The sequence below is a fragment of the Roseivivax halodurans JCM 10272 genome (assembly GCF_000521785.1).
Taxonomy (GTDB): Bacteria; Pseudomonadota; Alphaproteobacteria; order Rhodobacterales; family Rhodobacteraceae; genus Roseivivax; species Roseivivax halodurans.
Map to the genome: position 1 here is coordinate 90,733 of NZ_JALZ01000005.1, position 18,579 is coordinate 109,311.

The 18,579-nt window shown below is 68.2% G+C and carries 25 protein-coding genes; 15 read left to right on the forward strand and 10 right to left on the reverse strand.

Annotated elements, in window-relative coordinates; translation table 11 throughout:
• Window positions 1-76: 76 nt before the first annotated feature.
• Complete coding sequence (locus OCH239_RS06575) at window positions 77-430, forward strand: hypothetical protein (protein WP_037260140.1); 354 nt, start codon at window positions 77-79, stop codon at window positions 428-430.
• On the opposite strand, the gene OCH239_RS06580 is transcribed toward OCH239_RS06575, so the two are convergent.
• The 7 genes from OCH239_RS06580 to OCH239_RS06610 form a co-directional block, all read right to left on the reverse strand.
• On the reverse strand, window positions 390-1,508 hold the full coding sequence (locus tag OCH239_RS06580; RefSeq protein WP_037260142.1) for an SPFH domain-containing protein: 1,119 nt from the start codon (window positions 1,506-1,508) through the stop codon (window positions 390-392). The two genes, OCH239_RS06575 and OCH239_RS06580, sit on opposite strands and share 41 nt — an antisense overlap.
• Before the next feature lie 20 nt (window positions 1,509-1,528).
• Complete coding sequence (locus OCH239_RS06585; protein WP_037260144.1) at window positions 1,529-2,515, reverse strand: DUF2927 domain-containing protein; 987 nt, start codon at window positions 2,513-2,515, stop codon at window positions 1,529-1,531.
• A 4-nt stretch (window positions 2,516-2,519) separates the two neighbouring features.
• A complete protein-coding gene (locus OCH239_RS06590) occupies window positions 2,520-3,722 on the reverse strand; it encodes a toxic anion resistance protein (RefSeq protein WP_037260418.1) in 1,203 nt (400 codons plus the stop codon).
• A 17-nt stretch (window positions 3,723-3,739) separates the two neighbouring features.
• Complete coding sequence (locus tag OCH239_RS06595; RefSeq protein ID WP_037260147.1) at window positions 3,740-4,636, reverse strand: 5-bromo-4-chloroindolyl phosphate hydrolysis family protein; 897 nt, start codon at window positions 4,634-4,636, stop codon at window positions 3,740-3,742.
• A gap of 192 nt (window positions 4,637-4,828) precedes the next feature.
• A complete protein-coding gene (locus OCH239_RS06600; protein WP_051489336.1) occupies window positions 4,829-5,650 on the reverse strand; it encodes a hypothetical protein in 822 nt (273 codons plus the stop codon).
• Window positions 5,647-5,844 carry a hypothetical protein gene (locus OCH239_RS06605; protein WP_037260149.1) on the reverse strand — a complete coding sequence of 66 codons (198 nt, stop codon included), beginning with the start codon at window positions 5,842-5,844 and terminating at the stop codon, window positions 5,647-5,649. Before OCH239_RS06605 ends, OCH239_RS06600 begins: the two co-directional genes overlap by 4 nt.
• A 98-nt stretch (window positions 5,845-5,942) precedes the next feature.
• Window positions 5,943-6,734, reverse strand: a complete 792-nt coding sequence (locus OCH239_RS06610) for a pseudouridine synthase (protein WP_037260151.1) — start codon at window positions 6,732-6,734, stop codon at window positions 5,943-5,945.
• A gap of 112 nt (window positions 6,735-6,846) precedes the next feature.
• Here OCH239_RS06610 and OCH239_RS06615 point away from each other — a divergent pair, with 112 nt between their 5' ends.
• Window positions 6,847-7,302 (forward strand): nucleoside deaminase, encoded by a 456-nt coding sequence (locus tag OCH239_RS06615; protein WP_037260153.1) that lies wholly within the window; start codon window positions 6,847-6,849, stop codon window positions 7,300-7,302.
• Window positions 7,299-7,841 (forward strand): pseudouridine synthase, encoded by a 543-nt coding sequence (locus OCH239_RS06620; RefSeq protein WP_037260155.1) that lies wholly within the window; start codon window positions 7,299-7,301, stop codon window positions 7,839-7,841. The genes OCH239_RS06615 and OCH239_RS06620 overlap by 4 nt, the downstream gene beginning before the upstream one ends.
• 4 nt (window positions 7,842-7,845) lie before the next feature.
• Here OCH239_RS06620 and OCH239_RS06625 read toward each other — a convergent pair whose 3' ends face one another.
• Entirely contained in the window at window positions 7,846-8,427 is a 582-nt protein-coding gene (locus OCH239_RS06625) for an FMN-dependent NADH-azoreductase (RefSeq protein ID WP_037260157.1), read from the reverse strand.
• 140 nt (window positions 8,428-8,567) lie between these two features.
• Here OCH239_RS06625 and OCH239_RS06630 point away from each other — a divergent pair, with 140 nt between their 5' ends.
• A complete protein-coding gene (locus OCH239_RS06630) occupies window positions 8,568-9,449 on the forward strand; it encodes a LysR family transcriptional regulator (RefSeq protein WP_037260158.1) in 882 nt (293 codons plus the stop codon).
• Window positions 9,442-10,347: a DMT family transporter gene (locus OCH239_RS06635; RefSeq protein ID WP_244430316.1), complete on the forward strand. Its 906-nt coding sequence runs from the start codon at window positions 9,442-9,444 to the stop codon at window positions 10,345-10,347. Before OCH239_RS06630 ends, OCH239_RS06635 begins: the two co-directional genes overlap by 8 nt.
• Before the next feature lie 4 nt (window positions 10,348-10,351).
• Here OCH239_RS06635 and OCH239_RS06640 read toward each other — a convergent pair whose 3' ends face one another.
• The gene (locus OCH239_RS06640) at window positions 10,352-10,699 is read right to left on the reverse strand and encodes an ArsR/SmtB family transcription factor (RefSeq protein ID WP_037260163.1); all 348 of its coding nucleotides are present in this window, start codon (window positions 10,697-10,699) and stop codon (window positions 10,352-10,354) included.
• A gap of 200 nt (window positions 10,700-10,899) precedes the next feature.
• On the opposite strand from OCH239_RS06640, the gene OCH239_RS06645 reads away from it, so the two are divergent.
• From OCH239_RS06645 to OCH239_RS06675, 7 genes are all read left to right on the forward strand, one after another.
• A complete protein-coding gene (locus OCH239_RS06645; protein WP_037260165.1) occupies window positions 10,900-11,307 on the forward strand; it encodes an OmpA family protein in 408 nt (135 codons plus the stop codon).
• A gap of 240 nt (window positions 11,308-11,547) precedes the next feature.
• Window positions 11,548-11,823, forward strand: coding sequence for a hypothetical protein (locus tag OCH239_RS06650; RefSeq protein ID WP_037260167.1), 276 nt, complete (start codon window positions 11,548-11,550; stop codon window positions 11,821-11,823).
• A 298-nt stretch (window positions 11,824-12,121) separates the two neighbouring features.
• The gene (locus tag OCH239_RS06655) at window positions 12,122-12,475 is read left to right on the forward strand and encodes an AtpZ/AtpI family protein (RefSeq protein WP_037260168.1); all 354 of its coding nucleotides are present in this window, start codon (window positions 12,122-12,124) and stop codon (window positions 12,473-12,475) included.
• Window positions 12,468-13,250: a F0F1 ATP synthase subunit A gene (locus OCH239_RS06660; protein WP_037260171.1), complete on the forward strand. Its 783-nt coding sequence runs from the start codon at window positions 12,468-12,470 to the stop codon at window positions 13,248-13,250. Before OCH239_RS06655 ends, OCH239_RS06660 begins: the two co-directional genes overlap by 8 nt.
• A gap of 88 nt (window positions 13,251-13,338) precedes the next feature.
• Window positions 13,339-13,563: a F0F1 ATP synthase subunit C gene (locus OCH239_RS06665; RefSeq protein ID WP_037260173.1), complete on the forward strand. Its 225-nt coding sequence runs from the start codon at window positions 13,339-13,341 to the stop codon at window positions 13,561-13,563.
• Window positions 13,564-13,656: 93 nt separating this feature from the next.
• The gene (locus tag OCH239_RS06670; RefSeq protein WP_037260175.1) at window positions 13,657-14,211 is read left to right on the forward strand and encodes a F0F1 ATP synthase subunit B'; all 555 of its coding nucleotides are present in this window, start codon (window positions 13,657-13,659) and stop codon (window positions 14,209-14,211) included.
• A complete protein-coding gene (locus tag OCH239_RS06675) occupies window positions 14,211-14,768 on the forward strand; it encodes a F0F1 ATP synthase subunit B (RefSeq protein ID WP_211241970.1) in 558 nt (185 codons plus the stop codon). The genes OCH239_RS06670 and OCH239_RS06675 overlap by 1 nt, the downstream gene beginning before the upstream one ends.
• Before the next feature lie 141 nt (window positions 14,769-14,909).
• Here the strand turns inward: OCH239_RS06675 and mutY are convergent, their stop codons facing one another.
• Window positions 14,910-15,977 (reverse strand): A/G-specific adenine glycosylase, encoded by a 1,068-nt coding sequence (mutY, locus tag OCH239_RS06680; protein ID WP_037260177.1) that lies wholly within the window; start codon window positions 15,975-15,977, stop codon window positions 14,910-14,912.
• A gap of 91 nt (window positions 15,978-16,068) precedes the next feature.
• Here mutY and OCH239_RS06685 point away from each other — a divergent pair, with 91 nt between their 5' ends.
• The 3 genes from OCH239_RS06685 (at window position 16,069) to OCH239_RS06695 (ending at window position 18,512) form a co-directional block, all read left to right on the forward strand.
• On the forward strand, window positions 16,069-16,584 hold the full coding sequence (locus OCH239_RS06685; protein ID WP_037260179.1) for a DUF721 domain-containing protein: 516 nt from the start codon (window positions 16,069-16,071) through the stop codon (window positions 16,582-16,584).
• A gap of 111 nt (window positions 16,585-16,695) precedes the next feature.
• Window positions 16,696-17,391: a DsbA family protein gene (locus tag OCH239_RS06690; RefSeq protein WP_037260181.1), complete on the forward strand. Its 696-nt coding sequence runs from the start codon at window positions 16,696-16,698 to the stop codon at window positions 17,389-17,391.
• The gene (locus OCH239_RS06695; protein WP_037260183.1) at window positions 17,388-18,512 is read left to right on the forward strand and encodes a CaiB/BaiF CoA transferase family protein; all 1,125 of its coding nucleotides are present in this window, start codon (window positions 17,388-17,390) and stop codon (window positions 18,510-18,512) included. The genes OCH239_RS06690 and OCH239_RS06695 overlap by 4 nt, the downstream gene beginning before the upstream one ends.
• Window positions 18,513-18,579: the final 67 nt, after the last annotated feature.

Consider the following 18,579-nt stretch of genomic DNA (forward strand, 5'->3'; position numbering starts at 1 on the left):
GCTTCAAGGCCGAAGTTCACGGGTTCTTAGCCGCTTTCGGGCAGGGTCGCGCGGGACCGGCATCTGGGAGGCGGACATGACGCAAGACGGGATCGAGGCAGGGATGCAGGCGCTCGGACATTTCGGGGACGTGGTGCGTGCGGCGCTGCTGTCGGAGGCGGCGTCGGACGAGGTGATCGCGCTCATGGCGGATGTCGGGGCGGGGCTCGCGGATCTCTCGGCAGATGCGGCGCGGCAGGGTCGCGCGGAGGCGGCGGAGCGGTTCGACGCCTTGCGCGTCGCGCTCTCCCGCATCGCCGCGCATCTGGCGCGCGGCGATCGGCTTGCGGCGCTGCAGGCGCTCGACGCTGGCAGCTTTCCGCGGGCGCTCGAGGCCCTGCGGGTCCGTTTCAGCCCGCCGGTGGCGGCGGCGGAGGGGGCGGCGGCATGATTGTGAAGAGCTGTGCGAGCTCGGTCACGTCGCCCGCATGTTTCCAGCCGTCCTGACCGGCGGTCCAGACGAGCGTCTCGCGGGTGAGCTGACCTTCGGTGGCCATGCGGCCGAGCCGGGCCTTCGAGAACGGCCCCTGAGTCTGGCCGTTCTCGGCGATGTGCCAGACATGCTCGACCGGCGGCGGGGGCGGGGCTGCGGCCGCGGGCTGCGCCCGCCGCGCGCCCCAGGGGCCGGACTGGCCCATCGCCTGCCCCATGGCCATGCCGATCCCGGCGCCCATGCCCGCGCCCATCGCGTCCCCGGTGGTGCCGGGCTTGCCCATCGCTTCGGCGGCCTTCCACTTCATGTGGTCGTCGAGATTTCCGGCGATCCCGCGCGAGGTGCGGGCGTCGAGCGCCTTTTCCACCGCGGGCGGCAGCGAGATGTTCTCGATGTAGAGTTCGGGGATCGACAGACCGTAGGCCGCGACCGTGCCCGAGATCGCATCGGCCACGAGCTTTCCGAGATCGGCGGTGTTCGCCGCCATGTCGAGCGCGGGAAGGCCGCTCGACGCGAGCGCGCGCGAGGCTTCCTGCACGATGATGTTGCGGATCTGGAAGCTGATCTCGTCGCGGGTGAACTCTCCGTCCGTGCCGACGATCTCGGTCAGGAAGAGCCCGGGATCCGTCACCCGGATCGCGTAGGTGCCGAAGGCCCGCAGCCGCAGCGGCCCGTATTCGGGGTCGCGTAGCATGATCGGGTTCTTCGTGCCCCATTTGAGGTCGGTGAACCGTGCCGTCGAGACGAAGTAGACCTCGGACTTGAACGGCGAGCGGAAGCCGTGGTCCCAGTGCTGGAGCGATGTCATGATCGGCATGTTGTTGGTCTCGAGCATGTAGAGACCGGGGGTGAAGACGTCGGCGAGCTGCCCCTCGTGGACGAAGACCGCGGCCTGGCCTTCGCGCACGGTGAGCTTGGCGCCGTACTTGATCTCGTGGCCCTCGCGCTCGAAGCGCCAGACCAAAGTGTCGCGGGTGTCGTCGGTCCATTCGATAACGTCGATGAACTGGCCCGACAGGAAGTCGAAGATGCCCATGCCTGTACCCTCTCTCTAGCTCACAGCGGCCCGGCTGCGATCCGGTCGCCGGTCAGCTCCGCCGCCATGACGCGCACGATCGGCATCGCCTCGGCCGCGGTCATGCCCGGGCGCAGCCGCGGGTCGTAGAGCATCTCAAGCAGCATCTCGTCGTGCCGCGTCAGCAGCGCGAATTCGTCGTCGTCGTTGAAGATCGAGGGCCGCGCGAACGGCGTGTCGTTGGCGAGCCCGAGGCCCTGCGCGACCTCCTCGTGGATGCAGGATTGCATGAGGAGCTTGGGGTGTTCGGCCCGGATCAGCGCCACCGCCTTGCCATAGGCATAACCGCCCGGCGCGTCGGAGAAGGCGATGACGAGGCAGTGGATCTCGCGCGGGAGCGTCCGCAGCACGTTGAGGGAGGCGGTGTCGATCTGCGGCACGAGCTCCTGCACGCGCTTCACGGCGGCGGGACGGTCGTCCTCGGACATGAAGAGCACATGGAAATTCGGATTGCGGTCGGACATCGCGATCGGATGATCGGCCACGCGGGCGAGCCGGTCGACGTAGTTGGAGAGCGTGACCGTGTCGCGGCGCTTCTGCAATTCGTCGATCGAGGGGCCGAACTCGGCGGAGACGCGCACCGGCTGCTCCCACCGCTTGATCCGCCCGAGCTCGCCCGAGGAGGGTTTGAGCCCCGCGCCGCGCTCGTATTCCTCGCCGAGCGCGATCTGTTCGAAATCGCTGGCGAGCTTGGTGTCGGTGAAGGGCGTGTCGATGCCGCCGCCATCGGTGCGCAGGAGGCCCCGATACGAGAGATCCCGCTCGAGCCGCGCGTAATAGGTCGCAAGCGTGGCGCTCGCCTCGGAGGGGACGGGCCGTGGTGCCTCGACCGGAGCCGCCTGGGGCGGCGCGGGACGCGCCTGCGGCTTCTGGCCCGATGGCGGACGGTCCTCCTCCGACGCGCAGCCCGCCAGTGCGCCCAGAAGGACGGTCAGGCAGAGCGCTTGGAAGAGGCCCGTCCGGCTCATGCGATCACGCTGCGCCCGGAACCGAGGTGCCCGAGGCATCGCCATGCCCGTCGCCGCGCGCCTTCGCCGAGGCGAGCGTGTCGCGCAGCTCCTGCTCCATCTTCTTGAGCTCGTCCTCGGCCTGCGCGCGGCGGGCCTTGCCCTCGTCGGCGATCTGCAGGCTCTCCTCGATCGTGCCGATGAGGTCGGCATTGGCGGCCTTCACCGCCTCGATGTCGAAGACGCCGCGCTCCATCTCCTGCCGGACCTCGCGGTTGCTCTCGCGCAGGTTCGCGGCATTCGCGGTCAGCAGGTCGTTGGTGAGGTCCGTCGCCTCGCGCACCGCCGCCGTGGCTTCCTTGGAGCGCTGGATCGTGACCGCCTGCGCGAGCTGCGTCTCCCAGAGCGGGACGGTGTTCACGAGCGTCGAGTTGATCTTGGTGACGAGCGCCTTGTCGTTCTCCTGCACCAGCCGGATCGAGGGCAGCGACTGCATCGTGACCTGACGGGTGAGCTTGAGGTCGTGCACGCGCCGCTCGAGATCGTCGCGCGCCGCCCGCAGATCGCGCAGCTCCTGCGCCTTCATCACCTGCGCGTCCTCGCCGGCGGCCTGCACCTCGGCCTCCTTGGCGGGAACGTCGTCGGCGTCAATCTCGGCGAGCTTGGCCTCGCCGGCCGCGATGTAGAGGGCGAGCTCGTCGTAGAACTGCAGCGTCTTCTCGTAGAGCAGGTCGAGCGACTTGATGTCCTTAAGCAGCTGGTGCTCGTGCTTCAGAAGGTCATCGGTGATGCGGTCGATCTGGCCCTGCACCTCCTCGTAGCGGGCGGTGAACTTGGCGAAGGGGGCCGAGCGGCCGATAATCTTCTCCCACCAGGAGCGCTGGCGCCGGACATCGAGCTCGGACACCGAGAAGCCGCGCAGGGTGGTGACGATGCCGCGCAGATCGTCGCCCGCGGGGCCGATATCCTTGTTGCGCACGCCCGAGAGCATCGATTGGCTGATCTGCTGCAGCTCGGTCTGCGCCGCCGAGCCGAACGAGACGATGGAATTGGTGTCCTCCATGTCGATCTCGTCCATGCGCGAGCGGATCTCCTCGCGGGTCGCCGGGTCGGCCTCGTCCATCCGCTTCACCGCGTCGGCGGCAGCGGCGTCGGGCAACTGGGCATGGGTCACGTCGTGCACGAGCGCCTCGCTTTCCTGGGCCTTGGTCCGAACCTTGTCCGACATCGAAATGTCCCTCTTCATCAGCTGTTTCGGTCGAGCCGAACGCCCTCGCGCTGCAGCCGGTCGCGCAGCACGTCGATCTCGACCGCGAGATCGGTGTTGGTGTCGGTCAGCAGCGCCTTGGTCTTCTGCCCGAAGCTTTGGTCGAGATCGGTCAGGAGTTCCAGATACTCGTCCTTGGCTTTCGCGTCGCGTGACCGGGAAAAGACATCCGCGAACTTCACTGCCGCGTCGCGCGCGCCCATCAGGTAGACGCCGAGATACTTGCGGGCCGCGGTCAGATCGCGCGGATCCTCCTCGACCGTGCGGATGAGCTCGCGCGCTGTGGTGCGGAAGCGTTCGACCCGGGCGATCACCTGGCGGTCGGCGGCGCGGCGCGCGGCCTCGTCGATCTCTTTGAGGTAATCCTCGGCCTCGTCGACCACCCGGGCGACCCGGTCCTGGTGGAAGCTGTCGACGCCCTGAAGGCCCTTGCTTCGGAGCGGGTCGATCCCGAAGGCGGCGACGTGCAGGCCGCCGGCTGCGATCCCGTAGATCACCGAGGCGACGAGACCGGCATCGCCCGACAGCGTCGCGAGTGTCATGCCGGCGCCCGAGAGCGCCGCCGAGAAGAGCTTGCGCGGAATGGCAGGGCGGTGGGCGATCTTGCGCTGGTGATACTCGGCCTCGGCCTTGAGGCCGTCGCGCAAGAGCCAGGCGCCGAGGAGCCAGCATCCCGCACCGGCAAGGCCGAGCGCGAGGCCGCTTGCGCCGGCGCCGAGCGAGAGGAAGGCGAGGAGAACGGGCGGCACGAACATCACGTTCGCGCGGGCCCCGACCGGGCTTACCCGGGCGCCGGCATATGTCGGCGGCGGGCCCTGATCGCGCGCCTTGCGGGATGCGCCGGGGCTGAACTGCCCACCGTAGCGTTGTGCCATGGCTCAGAGACCTCCGAGCCAGCCGAGTGCGGCACCCGTCTGCAGAAGGACGAGTAGGACGAATGCCAGTTTTTGCAATGTCGTGCCCGACATGGGTGCCCCCGCCTTCTGCCGCTGCGTTCCAAGCAAACTTAGGGGATCGGGTGCGCCTATGCTAGGGCCGTGCCGCAGCTGCGAAAGGATTTGCGGTGCTCAGACCGTCGCTTCGCGCTGCATCCGTTCGACCAGAAGATCGGTGTCGAGCGCGTAGACATCCGGCGTCTCCCGGCTGCGGCGCTGCCGGGCGCCGCTCTCGAAGGCGACGCTCAGCGCCTCGAGCCGCGTCACGTAGAACCGGGCCGACCGCTCGGGGCTGTCGCGCCAGCCGTTTTCGAGCCGGAAGGCCTCGTTCTCGACCAGGGCGAGGAACCTCACGAGCGGCTTTTCCAGCTCGATCAACCGTCGCGGATCGCTCCCGAGAGCGCGCAGAAGGCGCATGCTCACGCCGTGAATGGCCTCGGTGCGGGCCTGGATCTGAGCGTCGCCGAGCGCCGACACCCGGGTGACGACGTCCCGCAGGGCTGCATCGGCGCGAGTCATGAGCGACTCGGCCCGCCGCTCGGCAAGATAGGTCGGATCGTCGAGCCCCTTGTCCCTCAAGGGGTCCGAGCCGAAGGCGGCGAGCGAGAACAGCATCGCCGCGATGCCGAGCATGATCGGCGGCAAGATGTCGGTGAAACGGGTGGCGGCCAGCAGGAAGATGAGAACGCCGATCAGGGCCGTGCCGATCAGCTTTTTGGGCAGGGCCGGCCGCCGCGCTGCCTTGGCCGCATCATAAGCCTCCTGCGCCTCCTGTCCTTGAGCGATGAGCAGGATCGCACCTGCCAGCAGCGACAGTTGGAAGAGCGCCCCGAGGAGCGCGAGAAGGGAGCCCTCGAATACCCACAGCAGCATGGGCAGCGCCGCCAGCATCAGGAGCGGGAGGTTCTCCGCCCCCTTCCGGACGGTTCTCCGGGTGCTCCGCGTGCCTTTCATGCGAAGCTCAGACCGAAGATCAAGAGCCAGAGACAGCCGAAAGCCAGCCTCGAGACGATCCTGCCGCCATGCGTCATAAGGCGCGCATAGGCGCCGAGGGAATGCGACAGGTCCGATGCCATGCTCCGCAGGTTGAAGACAACCATGAGCGCGGACAAGGCCATGAGGGCGGTGGCGAGGACGGTGACGATCATCCCGCCTTGTCGCCGGCAAACCGGGCGAAAAGTCGGCGATTGGTGGGAAAGTTGTGTCAGATCTCTCGCACGTCCACGACCAACGGGTGTGACTTGCCCTAGCCGCGTCTGCGTTTTCGCGAGCGCTGAGGCTTCGGTTTGGCCTCGCCCACGGGCGTCTCCCCAAGGCCGAGCTGATCGCGCAGGACGCGCGGGCGCACCTCTTCGACCCCGCTGCGCTTCAGCTGGCCGAGCTGGAACGGTCCGTACGAGACACGGATCAGGCGATTCACCTTGAGGCCGAGATCTTCCATCGCCCGTCTGATCTCGCGGTTCTTTCCTTCGCGCAGGCCGATTGTGACCCATGCGTTTGCTCCCTGCTGGCGGTCCAGTGTGACAACCATGGGTTGATATTTCTGGCCGTCAACCACGAGACCCTTCCGGAGCGGCTCGAATGTCGCGTCACTTGGCGATCCGTTGATCCGGACGCGGTACTTTCTGAGCCAGCCGGTTTCGGGCAGTTCGAGCTTGCGCTTGATGCCCCCGTCGTTGGTCAGAAGGAGCAGGCCCTCGGAATTGAGGTCGAGTCGTCCCACCGTCAGAACTCGCGGCAGCTCCGGCGGAAGATCGTCGAAGATCGTCGCCCGCCCCTGTTCGTCCTTCGTGGTCGTCACGAGGCCCGGCGGCTTGTGGTAAAGCCAGAGCCGGGGCGGTTCGGGCGCCGAGAGGCCGACGCCGTCGACGGCGATTCGATCCTTCGAGGTGACGTTGAGGGCGGGGCTGTCGATCGTCTTGCCGTTCACGGTGACACGGCGCGCCTCGATCAGGCGCTCCGCCTCGCGGCGGGAAGCGCGGCCCGAGCGGGCGATGACCTTGGCGATCCGGTCGCCGGGGGGAGGGGTGTTCGTCATGGTCGCCGTCTAACCCCTGCCACGCGCCTCGGGAAGGCCGAGTGCATCCGTTGAAACAAAAACCGGCTGCGTCGGCTGTCCGTTTCGCGGCGACGGCGTTAGATGGGCGGCGATGATGTTCCGCAGCCACATGGAGGCCGCCCTGACCGAGGCCCGTGCCGCCGCCGCCCGCGGCGAGGTGCCTGTGGGCGCCGTGATCGTCGCGCCGTCGGGAGAGGTGATCGCCCGCGCCGGAAACCGCACGCGGGAACTCTGCGATCCGACCGCCCATGCCGAGGTGCTGGCGATGCGCGCGGCCTGCGCCGCCACGGGCTCCGAGCGGCTCCCCGGCCACGATCTCTACGTCACGCTGGAGCCGTGTCCGATGTGCGCCGCGGCGATCTCCTTCGCCCGGATCGGTCGGCTCTATTACGGCGCGTCGGATCCGAAGTCTGGCGGGGTCGCGCAGGGCCCGCGCGTCTTCTCGCATCCGCAATGCCACCACGCGCCCGACATCTACGACGGCATCTCGGCCGAACCGGCCGAGGCGCTTCTGCGGGAGTTCTTCGCGGAGAGGCGGGCGCCGTGACCGTGATCCTCTTCAACAAGCCCCACGGGGTGCTGTCGCAGTTCACCGACAAGGGGACCGAGGGATCGCCGCGCCCGACGCTGTCGTCCTTCATCGATCTGCCTGGAATCTATCCGGCGGGACGGCTCGACCGCGACAGCGAGGGGCTTCTCGTCCTGACCGACGACGGCAAGCTGCAGGCGCGGATCGCATCGCCGAAGTTCAAGAGGCCGAAGACCTACCTTGCGCAGGTCGAGGGGGACCCGACGGAGGATCAACTGGCCGCCCTGCGCGGGGGCGTCACGCTGAAGGACGGACCGACCCGACCCGCGACGGCCCGGCGGATCGCGCCACCGGACCTCTGGGAGAGGGACCCGCCGGTGCGCTTCCGCAAGACGGTTCCCGACGCGTGGCTCGAGATCGCGCTCACCGAGGGGCGGAACCGGCAGGTGCGGCGCATGTGCGCCCATGTCGGCCTGCCGTGCCTGCGTCTCGTGCGCTGGTCGGTGGGCGACTGGTCGGTCGAGGGGCTAGCGCCCGGCCAGTGGCGCCACGCCTGAGCGGTCACGCGGCGAGGCGGTCGACCTGCGCCTCTGCGTTCGCGAGCGTGCCCTCGGCATCGAGCGCGAGGCGGTCGGCGCTCACCATCTCGACATCGGTGATCCCGATGAAGGAGAGCATGTGCCGCACGTAGCCGGTTGCGAAGTCGATCTCGGACCCGGTCTCGGTACCGCCGGAAGTCACGGCGATGACGGCGCGCTTTCCGGTCAGAAGGCCTTCGGGGCCTGCTTCGGTGTAGCGGAAGGTGACGCCGGCGCGGGCGACGAGGTCGATCCAAGCCTTGAAACCGGCAGGGACGCCGAAATTGTAGATCGGCAGGCCAATCACCAGCGTATCGGCAGCGCGGACCTCGTCGATCAGGGCGTCGGAGAGGCTAAGCGCTTTGCGCTGGGCGTCGGTACGGTCGACCTCGGGGGTGAAGTTCGCGCCGATCCAGGCTTCGTCGATCAGCGGCAGGGGCTGGGCGAGGTCGCGATGGGTCACCGTCTCGGGCGCAAGATGCGCGACGATGCGGTCGCTGAGGCGGCGGGAGATCGAACCCTCGCGGCGGGCGGAGGCGTCGATACGGAGGATATGGGTGCTCATGGCGGGGCTCCTTGCCGGCGTGCTGAAACTTTCGTGAACCCGCATGTGATACCTTGCATCCGCACACACAATCTGGCGAAAAGCACATTGATGGTGGCTCAGCGCACATGAGCGCCCGCGGGAAGAGCAGGGGACAGCTCATGGACAATTGGGACGAGATTCGCACCGCTTTCCAGGTCGCCCGTCGCGGCACCGTTTCGGGCGCGGCCGAAGAGCTGGGTGTGCACCACGCCACCGTCATCCGCCATATCGACGCGCTCGAGGGACGGCTCGGGGTGAAGCTCTTCCAGCGCCATGCCCGCGGCTATACCCCGACCGAGGCGGGCGAGGACCTTCTTCGCGTCGCACAGACGACCGACGAGCAGTTCCAGCAGCTCGCCGGGCGCATCCGGGGTCGGGGCTCGGACGTCTCGGGCGATCTTCTGGTGACGTCGATCGTGTCCTACGCGCCGTTCATGGTGCCGGCGCTCACCAGTTTCCGCGCCGAGCATCCGGACGTGCGAGTGCGCTACATGACCGACGACCGCGTCTTCCGGCTCGAATACGGCGAGGCGCATGTCGCCGTGCGGGCGGGCTCCGCCCCGCAGGAGCCGGACAACGTGGTGCAGGCCTTCAGCTCCGAGCCCGTCGCACTCTACGCGACGCAGGATTACCTCAAGCGGCGCGGCATGCCGAAGACCGAGGCCGACCTCGCGCACCACGATTTCGTCGGCCCTGTGAACCTCGAGAGCCGCGCGCCCTTCTACCAGTGGCTGCGCCGCGTGGTGCCGGAAGAGCGGATCGTCTTCCGCTCGACCGATCCGCGGGTCATCGAGCAGGCGATCATGACCGGGGCGGGTATCGGCTTTGTCTTCTGCCGCGAAGCGGCGCGCCATCCGAGTCTCGTCGAGGTGCTGGCCACCAAGGAGGACTGGATCGCGCCGCTCTGGCTTGTGACCCATGTCGACCTGCATCGCACCGCCAAGGTGCAGGCACTGCTGAGGCACCTGAAGAACTACGCCGCGGCCACGGCGAATGTCTGACCGGACGCTCGTGCGTCCCATGGGCGACGGCGCGCGCGGCCACCTCGCGATGCTCGGGTTCTCGGCGCTGGTCGCCGGCTCTTTCTCGCTCGGCGGCCTCGCCGCACCGCATGTCGCGCCGGAGGCGTTCAACGCCGTCCGTTTCCTGATCGCGGCGAGTTCGGTCTGGGTGCTGCTGCGCCTGCAGGGGCCGATACCGCGCGACGCTTTCGCCGCGCCCTGGCGCTATCTCGTCCTCGCGGCGCTGTTCGTTGCGTATTTCGTCACCATGTTCGAAGGCTTGCGCACCGCCGTGCCGGTGTCGCTCTCGGCCGTCTTCACGCTGACCCCGGCGCTCTCGGCGTTGGCCGGCTGGTGGCTTTTGAGCCAGCGCACCACGCCGCGCATGGCGCTGGCGCTCGTCATCGGCGGGGCGGGGGCGCTCTGGGTGGTGTTCCGCGGCGACATTGCCGCGGCGATCGCGCTCGATGTCGGACGGGGGGAGGCGATCTACTTCGCGGGCTGCGTGGCGCATGCGGTCTACACCCCGCTCCTGCGCCGCTGGAGCCGCGGCGAGCCCGCGCTGGCGGTCAATGCGGGCGTGCTGACGGCGGGCACGCTGCTCCTCTGGATGTGGGCGTTCCCGGCGATTCGCGCCACCGACTGGATTGCGCTGCCGGGGATCGTGTGGATCGCGCTTGTCTACACCGCGCTGGTCGCGACGGCGCTGACCTTCGCGCTTCTGCGCTACGGCGCGATGCGGCTGCCCGCCGCCAAGGTCATGGCCTATACCTATGTCGTGCCGAGCTGGGTGCTGCTTTGGGATCTGGCGCTGGGGCAGGCGGTTCCGGGCTGGCCGGTCATCGCCGGCGGCGCGCTGACCGTCGTGGCGCTGCTGCTGCTCCTGCGGGACGGATGAGCGTCTAGTCGCTCTCGGGCTCGCCACCGAGCTCGGCACGCAGGAACCGCTCGAACGCGTCGAGATGAACCGGCTCGAACTGGCCGAAGCCCTGCATCCAGACGCTCGCCGCGCGCAGGGCGTCGGGCTCGAGCTGGCACCAGCGTAGCCGGCCCCTGCGTTCCTGGCTGATGAGCCCCGCCTGAGCGAGAATGCCGAGATGTTTCGACACTGCCGCGAGGGAGATGTCGAAGGCGCAGGCGACGTCCGAGACGGCCATGTCGTCCTCGAGCAGCATCGAGAGAATCGTCCGCCGCGTCGGATCCGCAAGGGCCGCGAAGACGAGGTCGAGATCCCGGCCCGGGTCGGTCAACGCCGCACCTCACGGGCAAAGCTTCCGTGGAGATGGCGGGGGGTCGCACGATTCTTGGGCATTTCTGTCGGAGCCGGCATATTTGGTCCTCGCGCGCTGGACGCAAGGCGCGCTTACTACACGTTCGGAGAGGGCGCGATGTCAAATCCTGCGGAGCGCCGGCCTGTGCCCTGGGGGCGGAACTTTTGAGGGAAGAAAAGATGGACATGCGTCGGCACATGCGCGCGGCAGCGATTGCCGCCTTGGGTTTTGGCGTTCTCGGCGGAGCTGCCGCGGCGCAGGAGAGCGCAGCCCCCGCCTGTGGCGTGACCATATTCTTCAACGCCGGGCAAACCGTGATCGGCCGCCAGGCCCGAGACGTGCTGATCGAGTATGCCCGCGACTATCCGGGCGCGCCGATGGTCATAACCGGATATTCCGACGCTGCGGGCAGCGCCGCGGCGAACCAGGCCGTGTCGCTCCAGCGGGCGAGGAGCGTGGCGGCCGCGCTCGAGGGCACTGCAATCCTGACGGTTTCTGGCGCGGGAGCTGCGGTCTTGCCGGGAACCTCGGGGCAGAACGATCCTGCAAATCGCCGCGTCGATGCCGTGCGGCAGGATTGCGGCTGAGCATATGGCGATCTTGCCGCCGGCGCTTGTGTCGCGACGCTGGCGACCGGCGACGACGACAAGCGCCGCAGGGCCTCGACAGACGGGGCCCGAAAGACTAAAAATTGCAATGGAGCGCGCCAGAACGGCGTAAAACGGCAACAGGTTAGCTCGGACGGTTTATTTTCTATGGCCATGCGCCACATTGATCGTCTAAGGGTTCACCATGCGGTATCCCGACGCAAAAGAGAGAGAGACGGTATGAACACTTCGATCAAGGCACTCGTGGCGGCGTCCGCCTCCGCAATGCTCATCGCGGCTCCGGCATTCGCCGGCGGCAAAGGCGACGTGATCCTCGAGCCCGAGGTCGCAGCCGAGGACGTGATCGTTCCCGCGGCACCCGCAATGCCGTCGGGCACGGGCGTTGCAGTTGCAGCTGGCGTTGGCGCGCTGGCTCTCGCCGCCGCACTGTCCGGTGACGACGACGATGACGATGACAGCGGCACCACCACCACCCCGGTGGACAGCGACAGCTGATAGGGGCGGATCGCTCCGGCGATCTCCCATCGTCTTGCATTCGGAAGGGCGCGCCGCGAGGCGCGCCTTTCCCTTTTCTGGTCTGCGTCGTTCCGGCGGTGCCGATCATGCTCAACTGATCGGTTGAATAACAGTATGAGCCGCAACTCCGCCGGGGCGGGGGATGCACGGGCTGAGGTTTTTAAATAAGCATTTTTAATCAGTGGCTTACGTGCCTGTGCGCTGCGCCTCAGGGCCGCTTGACTTGCCGCGCCGGGCGACATAGCACACCCCCGACGCTCCGACCGGGGGAAGCCAGGTGACCGAACCCGACCCGAAATCGCAGATGGCCGCGCTCGAGGCGCGGATCCGGGCGGCCAAGGGTGAGGAGGCGCCGGAAAAGCGCCACCAGGACGAGCATTACAGTCAGGCGCAGCATGCCTGGCGCATGGTAATCGAGCTGGTGGCGGGACTCGGCATCGGCTTCGGCATCGGATACGGGCTCGACGCGCTCTTCGGAACGCTGCCCTTCCTGATGGTGATATTCACGCTGCTCGGCTTCGTGGCCGGCGTGCTGACGGTGATACGCAGCGCGAACGAGATGCAGCGGACGAGCGCGATGGACGAGACGGGCGAACCGCCCGCCAAGGACGAGGACGAGGGGCATGGCTGAAAACACCGCAGGGGCTCACGGCGCGGAGGCCGCGCAAGGCGAAGGCGGCGGGCTCGTCTTCCACCCCATGGACCAGTTCATCGTGAAGCCGCTTTTCGGCGACGGCGCGGTGCACATGTTCACCGTGACCAACGTGACGCTCTGGATGGCGCTCGCGGTGCTCTGCGTGATCGGGCTGATGGTGCTCGGCACGTCGGGCCGCGGCATCGTGCCGGGTCGGCTTCAGTCGGTCGCCGAGCTCGCCTACGGCTTCGTCTACAAGATGGTCGAGGACGTGAGCGGCAAGGACGGGGTGAAGTACTTCCCCTACATCATGACGCTCTTCCTCTTCATCGTCTTCGCCAACTTCCTCGGGCTCCTGCCGATGGCCTTCACCACCACGTCCCATTTCGCGGTGACGGTGGTGCTGGCGCTGGCGGTGTTCCTCGGCGTCACGATCCTCGGCTTCGTCAAGCACGGCACGAGGTTCCTCGAGCTCTTCTGGGTGTCCTCGGCGCCGATGGTGCTGCGCCCGGTTCTGGCCATCATCGAGGTGATCTCCTACCTGATCCGCCCGGTGAGCCACTCGGTGCGACTGGCGGGCAACCTCATGGCCGGCCACGCGGTGATCAAGGTCTTCGCGGGCTTCGCCGCCATCGCGGCGGTCTCGCCGGTCTCGGTGCTCGCCATCACCGCGATGTACGGTCTCGAAGTCCTCGTTGCCTTCATCCAGGCCTACATCTTCACCATCCTGACCTGCGTCTACCTCAAGGACGCACTTCACCCGCATCACTGATCCCCGCGGGGCATAGTGCCTCGCCGGACGGCGCGTCCGCGCCGGAACGACCACGAACGCCAACTTCCAATTCGTAAGGAGACACATCATGGAAGGCGAAATCGCACACATCGGCGCTGGCCTCGCAGGTCTCGGCTGCGGCCTCGCGGCTCTGGGCGTCGGCAACGTTGCCGCGAACTACCTGTCGGGCGCGCTGCGCAACCCCTCGGCGGCCGCATCGCAGACCGCCACGCTCTTCATCGGCATCGCATTCGCGGAAGCACTGGGCATCTTCTCGTTCCTGGTCGCGCTCCTGCTGATGTTCGCGGTGTAATCCACCCGCGCATCTGACGATCCTTACGCGCGGGCGGTGCCGGCATGACCGGCCCGCCCGTCGTATCACCCAACGGAATTTTCGGAGGACGGCATGGCGACCGAAACGACCGCCTCGACTGCCAGCGCCTGCGTGGGTCCGAACGGCTCTGCCATCGGAATGCCGCAGCTCTGCGGCGACTGGGTATGGAACCAGGTCTTCTGGCTGGTCCTCGCGCTCGTCGCCATCTACTTCGTCCTGACACGCGTCGCGCTGCCGCGGATCGCCGCGATCCTGGCCGAGCGGCAGGGCACGATCACCAGCGACCTCGCAAAGGCCGAGGAGCTGAAGGCCCAGGCCGAAGAGGCCGAGAAGGCCTACGAGAAGGCGCTCGCGGATGCCCGCGTCGAGGCCGGCAAGATCGCCGAGCAGACCCGCGCCGAGATTCGCGCGCAGGTCGACGAGGCGCAGGCCAAGGCCGACGCCGACATCGCCGCCAAGACGGCCGAATCGGAGAAGCAGATCCAGGAGATCCGCGCCTCCGCTCTCGCCAACGTCGAGGCCGTGGCCAAGGACACCGCCGAGGCGCTCGTCGCAGCGCTTGGGGTCTCGGCCGACAAGGTCACGGTCGATGCGGCCGTGGACAAGCGGATCGAGGGGCAACGATAATGCGCTACCTTTTGACCCTGACCGCGGCGCTGGCCGCGTCGCCCGCGGCGGCGGCCACGGGGCCGTTCTTCAGCCTGAACAACACGGACTTCATCGTACTGCTGGCGTTCCTGCTGTTCATCGCGGTTCTGCTCTACTTCAACGTGCCGTCGAAGATCGGCGAGATGCTCGACAAGCGCGCGAGCGGCATCCAGGGCGAGCTGGACGAGGCTCGCACCATCCGCGAAGAGGCGCAGAGCCTTCTCGCCTCCTACGAGCGCAAGCAGCGCGAAGTGCAGGAGCAGGCGGACCGGATCGTCGCTCAGGCCCGCGAGGATGCCCGCGCCTCGGCCGAGCAGGCTAAGGCCGATCTCGAGCGCTCCATCGAGCGCCGTCTTCAGGCGGCCGAAGAGCAGATCGCCTCTGCCGAGCAGGCGGCGGTGACCGAAGTGCGCAACCGCGCGGTCGACATCGCCGTGGCGGTGGCCCGGGAGGTTGTCGCAAAGCAGATGAGCGCGGAGAAACAGTCCGAGCTGATCTCGAGCTCCATCTCCACGGTGGACCAGCGCCTCAACTGAGCGCCTAAGGGCGGCCAGACAAAGATCGAGAGACCCGGTGCTTCGCGCCGGGTCTTTTCGCGCCTGCTTCCTTCTTCTTGGCGAAAATACTCCGGAGAGCGCGAGAGGCGGAGCCTCTCGCCGCCGCAGGCGATTGCCGTCTCAGCGCGGGCGGGCGAGGTCGAAGGCCTTGCGCATGAGCGTCGGCAGATCCGCGGGCGAGAAGTCCTGCGGCAGCACGAACGCGCCGCGCTCGGGCTCCCGGTCCATCGGCAGGAGCGCGGTGCGGAGCGTCAGGCGCAGGTGGAAATGGGTGAAGGTGTGCCGCGCCTCTTCGGGCAGCGTCCTCCATTCGGCGCGGATCGGCGGCTCGGTCCCGGGCAGGGGAGCCGTGAGGTCCACCCATTCCGTCCCCGGCCAGCCGAGCATGCCTCCCAGAAGCCCGCTCTCGGGACGCGTCTCGAGTAGCCAGGCCCCGTCCACGCGCCGCGCGAGATAGGCCACCCCGTGCCGCGTCGGCTTGGCCTTCTTCGGTGTCTTCTTCGGCAGTTCCCGATGCGTGCCGGCTTCCCACGCCGCGCAGGCGGTGCGCCACGGGCAGAGCCCGCAGGCGGGGTTCTTCGGCGTGCAGATCGTCGCGCCGAGGTCCATCACCGCCTGCGCGTGATCGCCCGGGCGCTCGTCGGGCGTGAGGCGGGCGGCGTGATCCATCAGGATCGGCTTCGCCGCCGGCAGCGGCGTGTGCTCGTCGTGGAGGCGGGCCATGACCCGCTCGACATTGCCGTCGAGAACCGTCGCCGGGATGTCGAAGGCGATCGAGGCGATGGCGGCGGCGGTGTAGGGGCCGATTCCCGGCAGCTTCAGCAATTCGGCGTGATCGGCCGGGAAGATGCCGCCATGCTCGGCTGCCACGACACGGGCGCATTTCAGGAGGTTCCGGGCGCGGGCGTAATAGCCGAGGCCCGCCCAGGCGGCCATGACGTCGGCGTCTTCGGCGGCGGCGAGGTCGGCGACCGTGGGCCAGCGCCGGGTGAAGGCCTCGAAATAGGGTTTGACGGCGACCACGGTCGTCTGTTGCAGCATGATCTCGGACAGCCACACCGCGTACGGGTCCGGCCGCACGCCCGCCGCGCGCGCAGCCGGGCCGACGCGCCAGGGCAGGGCGCGGGCGTTGTGGTCGTACCAGTCGAGAAGTTCGCCCGAGAGCGTTCGGGCGCCGTTGTCACGCAAGGCTGACGATCCTTTGAGGCTCGGTACACAGCGCGGGCTGGCGCCCGGCGCGCGGGTCACTAGAATAGGCGCGAGCGAGAGGATGCAAGGCATGGCGCAGCGACAGAGCAGCACATACGGCTTCGCCCGGACCTCCAGCCTGCTGCGGGGCCGGATCCGCAAGGCCTCCGAGAGTCGGGGCTTCGCGCAGGCGCGGCTCCTGACCCACTGGGCCGAGATCGCGGGGGAGAAGTTCGCGGCGATCAGCCGCCCGGTCGAGGTGAGCTACGGCCGCGGCGGCATGGGGGCGACGCTGACCCTGCTGACGACGGGCGCCGCCGCGCCAATGCTCGAGATGGAGAAGGAGCGCCTGCGCGAGAAGGTGAACGCCGTCTACGGCTACAACGCCATCGCGCGCATCCGCATCACGCAGACGGCCTCGACCGGCTTTGCCGAGGGGCAGGCGGACTTCCGGCACCGCAGGAAGGGGCAGGAGGCAACGGCCGCCGACCCGACCGTGATCGCCGCCGCCGAGGAAACCTCTCGCGGTGTCGATGACGATGGCTTGAAGGCGGCCCTCGAACGGCTTGCGGTCAACGTCCTCTCCGGCAAGGGTGGGCGCGGCTGAGGCGACGGGGCCGGGCGCGCGCCCCGTATCACGTCCGGGGGGACTTCCCCATGAACAAGGCCGGGCCGAAGAGGGCCGGCATACGCTACAGGCAAGGAGACAGGTTTGCCCATGACACGGATCATCCTACCCGCGGCACTGGCCGCCGTTCTGGTCGGCGGCGGCTTCTGGGCGCTGAGCGGCGCCGGGGTCGACACGTCCGCCCGCGAGATCGCGCTTCCGGGCGCGGCCTCTGCGCAGGACGACGGCGGCAACGCGGAGGCCGCGGATGTCGAGGTGCAGGAGATGACGCTCGGTGCAGAGGATGCGCCGGTCGAGGTGATCGAATACGCCTCCTTCACCTGCCCGCATTGCGCAAGCTTCCACGAGACGGTCTTCGACCAGCTCAAGGAGAACTACATCGACACCGGCAAGGTCTCGTTCACCTACCGCGAGGTCTATTTCGACAAGTACGGCATGTGGGCGTCGCTGATCGCGCGCTGCGGCGGCGATACCGACCGCTTCTTCGGCATCACCGACATGATCTACTCCACGCAGGACAGCTGGGTGCGAGCCGACGGCGAGGCCGGCATCGCGGAGGAGCTGCGCAAGATCGGCCGGCTCGCCGGGATCGACAACACCGAGCTCGAGAGCTGCCTGACCGACGGCGACAAGCTGCGCGGTCTCGTCGAATGGTACCAGGCCAATGCCGAGGCGGACGACGTCACCGCGACGCCGACCTTCATCATCGACGGCGAGAAGCATTCCAACATGAACTACGCCGACTTCTCGGCGCTGCTGGACGAGAAGCTCGACGCGGCGGAATGACCGTCTCCGCACCGAACGGACCGCTCGAGGGCCTCAAGGTCGTCGAGCTTGCCCGCATCCTGGCCGGCCCCTGGGCCGGTCAGACGCTTGCCGATCTCGGCGCCGAGGTGGTCAAGGTCGAGGCTCCGCAGGGCGACGACACCCGCCGCTGGGGCCCGCCCTTCATCGACCGCGAGGGCGACCGGAGCGCCGCGTATTTCCATTCCTGCAACCGGGGCAAGCGCTCGATCACGGTCGATCTGACCAGCGCTGAGGGGCAGGAGATCGTCCGCGGGCTCGTCGCCGAGGCCGACATCCTGATCGAGAACTTCAAGGTCGGCGGCCTGGAGAAGTACGGCATGGATTACGCGAGCCTCTCGGCGCTCAATCCCGGGCTGATCTACTGCTCGATCACCGGATTCGGGCAGGACGGGCCCTACGCGCACCGGGCGGGCTACGATTACATCATCCAGGGCATGTCGGGCTTCATGTCGATCACCGGCGATCCGGACGGCCAGCCGCAGCGCGCCGGGATCGCGGTCACGGACCTCTTCACCGGGCTCTATTCGGTGGCGGGCATCCTCGCCGCGCTGCACCAGAGGCAGCGGACGGGGAAGGGCCAGCATATCGACATGGCGCTGCTCGACTGCGCCGTGGCGGCGACCGCGAACCAGGGGATGAACTACCTCTCGACCGGGACACCGCCGGGACGGACGGGCAATTACCATCCGAATCTCGCACCCTACCAGGTCTTCGACTGCGCCGACGGTTTCGTCATCGTGGCGACCGGGAACGACGCGCAGTACCGGCGCTTCTGCGCGCTTCTCGGCGTGCCCGAGATGTCCGAGGCGCCGGACTTCCTGACCAACGCGTACCGCATCGCGAACCGGGCCGAGCTGACGCGCCGCCTGACCGAGGCGACCCTGCGCATGACGAAGGCCGAACTGCTCGCCGCCTGCGAGGCCGAAGGCGTTCCCGCCGGACCGATCAACGATCTTGCCGAGGTCATGGCGGATCCGCAGGTGGTCGCCCGCGGTCTGCAGATCGCCCCGGAGGGCGTTCCGGGCGTGCGCGCGCCATTCCGCTTCTCGGATGCCGAGCTGGTGACCGGGCGGGCGTCGCCGAAGCTCGGGGCGGGCTGAAAGGCTGATCGCGGTGCCAGGCGTGGCAGCCGATGCCGTGCCGCGCCTGGCTCACCCCGAGGCTTCC

Bases quoted from the DNA above. Each gene is read 5' to 3' on its own strand.
- OCH239_RS06615 (WP_037260153.1), top strand. From the start codon at position 6,847: ATGATGTTCCGCAGCCACATGGAGGCCGCCCTGACCGAGGCCCGTGCC.
- OCH239_RS06650 (WP_037260167.1), top strand. From the start codon at position 11,548: ATGAACACTTCGATCAAGGCACTCGTGGCGGCGTCCGCCTCCGCAATG.
- OCH239_RS06695 (WP_037260183.1), top strand. From the start codon at position 17,388: ATGACCGTCTCCGCACCGAACGGACCGCTCGAGGGCCTCAAGGTCGTC.
- OCH239_RS06590 (WP_037260418.1), bottom strand. From the start codon at position 3,722: ATGTCGGACAAGGTTCGGACCAAGGCCCAGGAAAGCGAGGCGCTCGTG.
- OCH239_RS06665 (WP_037260173.1), top strand. From the start codon at position 13,339: ATGGAAGGCGAAATCGCACACATCGGCGCTGGCCTCGCAGGTCTCGGC.
- OCH239_RS06580 (WP_037260142.1), bottom strand. From the start codon at position 1,508: ATGGGCATCTTCGACTTCCTGTCGGGCCAGTTCATCGACGTTATCGAA.
- OCH239_RS06660 (WP_037260171.1), top strand. From the start codon at position 12,468: ATGGCTGAAAACACCGCAGGGGCTCACGGCGCGGAGGCCGCGCAAGGC.
- OCH239_RS06575 (WP_037260140.1), top strand. From the start codon at position 77: ATGACGCAAGACGGGATCGAGGCAGGGATGCAGGCGCTCGGACATTTC.
- OCH239_RS06670 (WP_037260175.1), top strand. From the start codon at position 13,657: ATGGCGACCGAAACGACCGCCTCGACTGCCAGCGCCTGCGTGGGTCCG.
- OCH239_RS06600 (WP_051489336.1), bottom strand. From the start codon at position 5,650: ATGAAAGGCACGCGGAGCACCCGGAGAACCGTCCGGAAGGGGGCGGAG.
- OCH239_RS06610 (WP_037260151.1), bottom strand. From the start codon at position 6,734: ATGACGAACACCCCTCCCCCCGGCGACCGGATCGCCAAGGTCATCGCC.
- OCH239_RS06685 (WP_037260179.1), top strand. From the start codon at position 16,069: ATGGCGCAGCGACAGAGCAGCACATACGGCTTCGCCCGGACCTCCAGC.
- OCH239_RS06675 (WP_211241970.1), top strand. From the start codon at position 14,211: ATGCGCTACCTTTTGACCCTGACCGCGGCGCTGGCCGCGTCGCCCGCG.
- OCH239_RS06690 (WP_037260181.1), top strand. From the start codon at position 16,696: ATGACACGGATCATCCTACCCGCGGCACTGGCCGCCGTTCTGGTCGGC.
- OCH239_RS06595 (WP_037260147.1), bottom strand. From the start codon at position 4,636: ATGGCACAACGCTACGGTGGGCAGTTCAGCCCCGGCGCATCCCGCAAG.
- OCH239_RS06645 (WP_037260165.1), top strand. From the start codon at position 10,900: ATGGACATGCGTCGGCACATGCGCGCGGCAGCGATTGCCGCCTTGGGT.
- OCH239_RS06625 (WP_037260157.1), bottom strand. From the start codon at position 8,427: ATGAGCACCCATATCCTCCGTATCGACGCCTCCGCCCGCCGCGAGGGT.
- OCH239_RS06585 (WP_037260144.1), bottom strand. From the start codon at position 2,515: ATGAGCCGGACGGGCCTCTTCCAAGCGCTCTGCCTGACCGTCCTTCTG.
- OCH239_RS06630 (WP_037260158.1), top strand. From the start codon at position 8,568: ATGGACAATTGGGACGAGATTCGCACCGCTTTCCAGGTCGCCCGTCGC.
- OCH239_RS06605 (WP_037260149.1), bottom strand. From the start codon at position 5,844: ATGATCGTCACCGTCCTCGCCACCGCCCTCATGGCCTTGTCCGCGCTC.
- OCH239_RS06635 (WP_244430316.1), top strand. From the start codon at position 9,442: ATGTCTGACCGGACGCTCGTGCGTCCCATGGGCGACGGCGCGCGCGGC.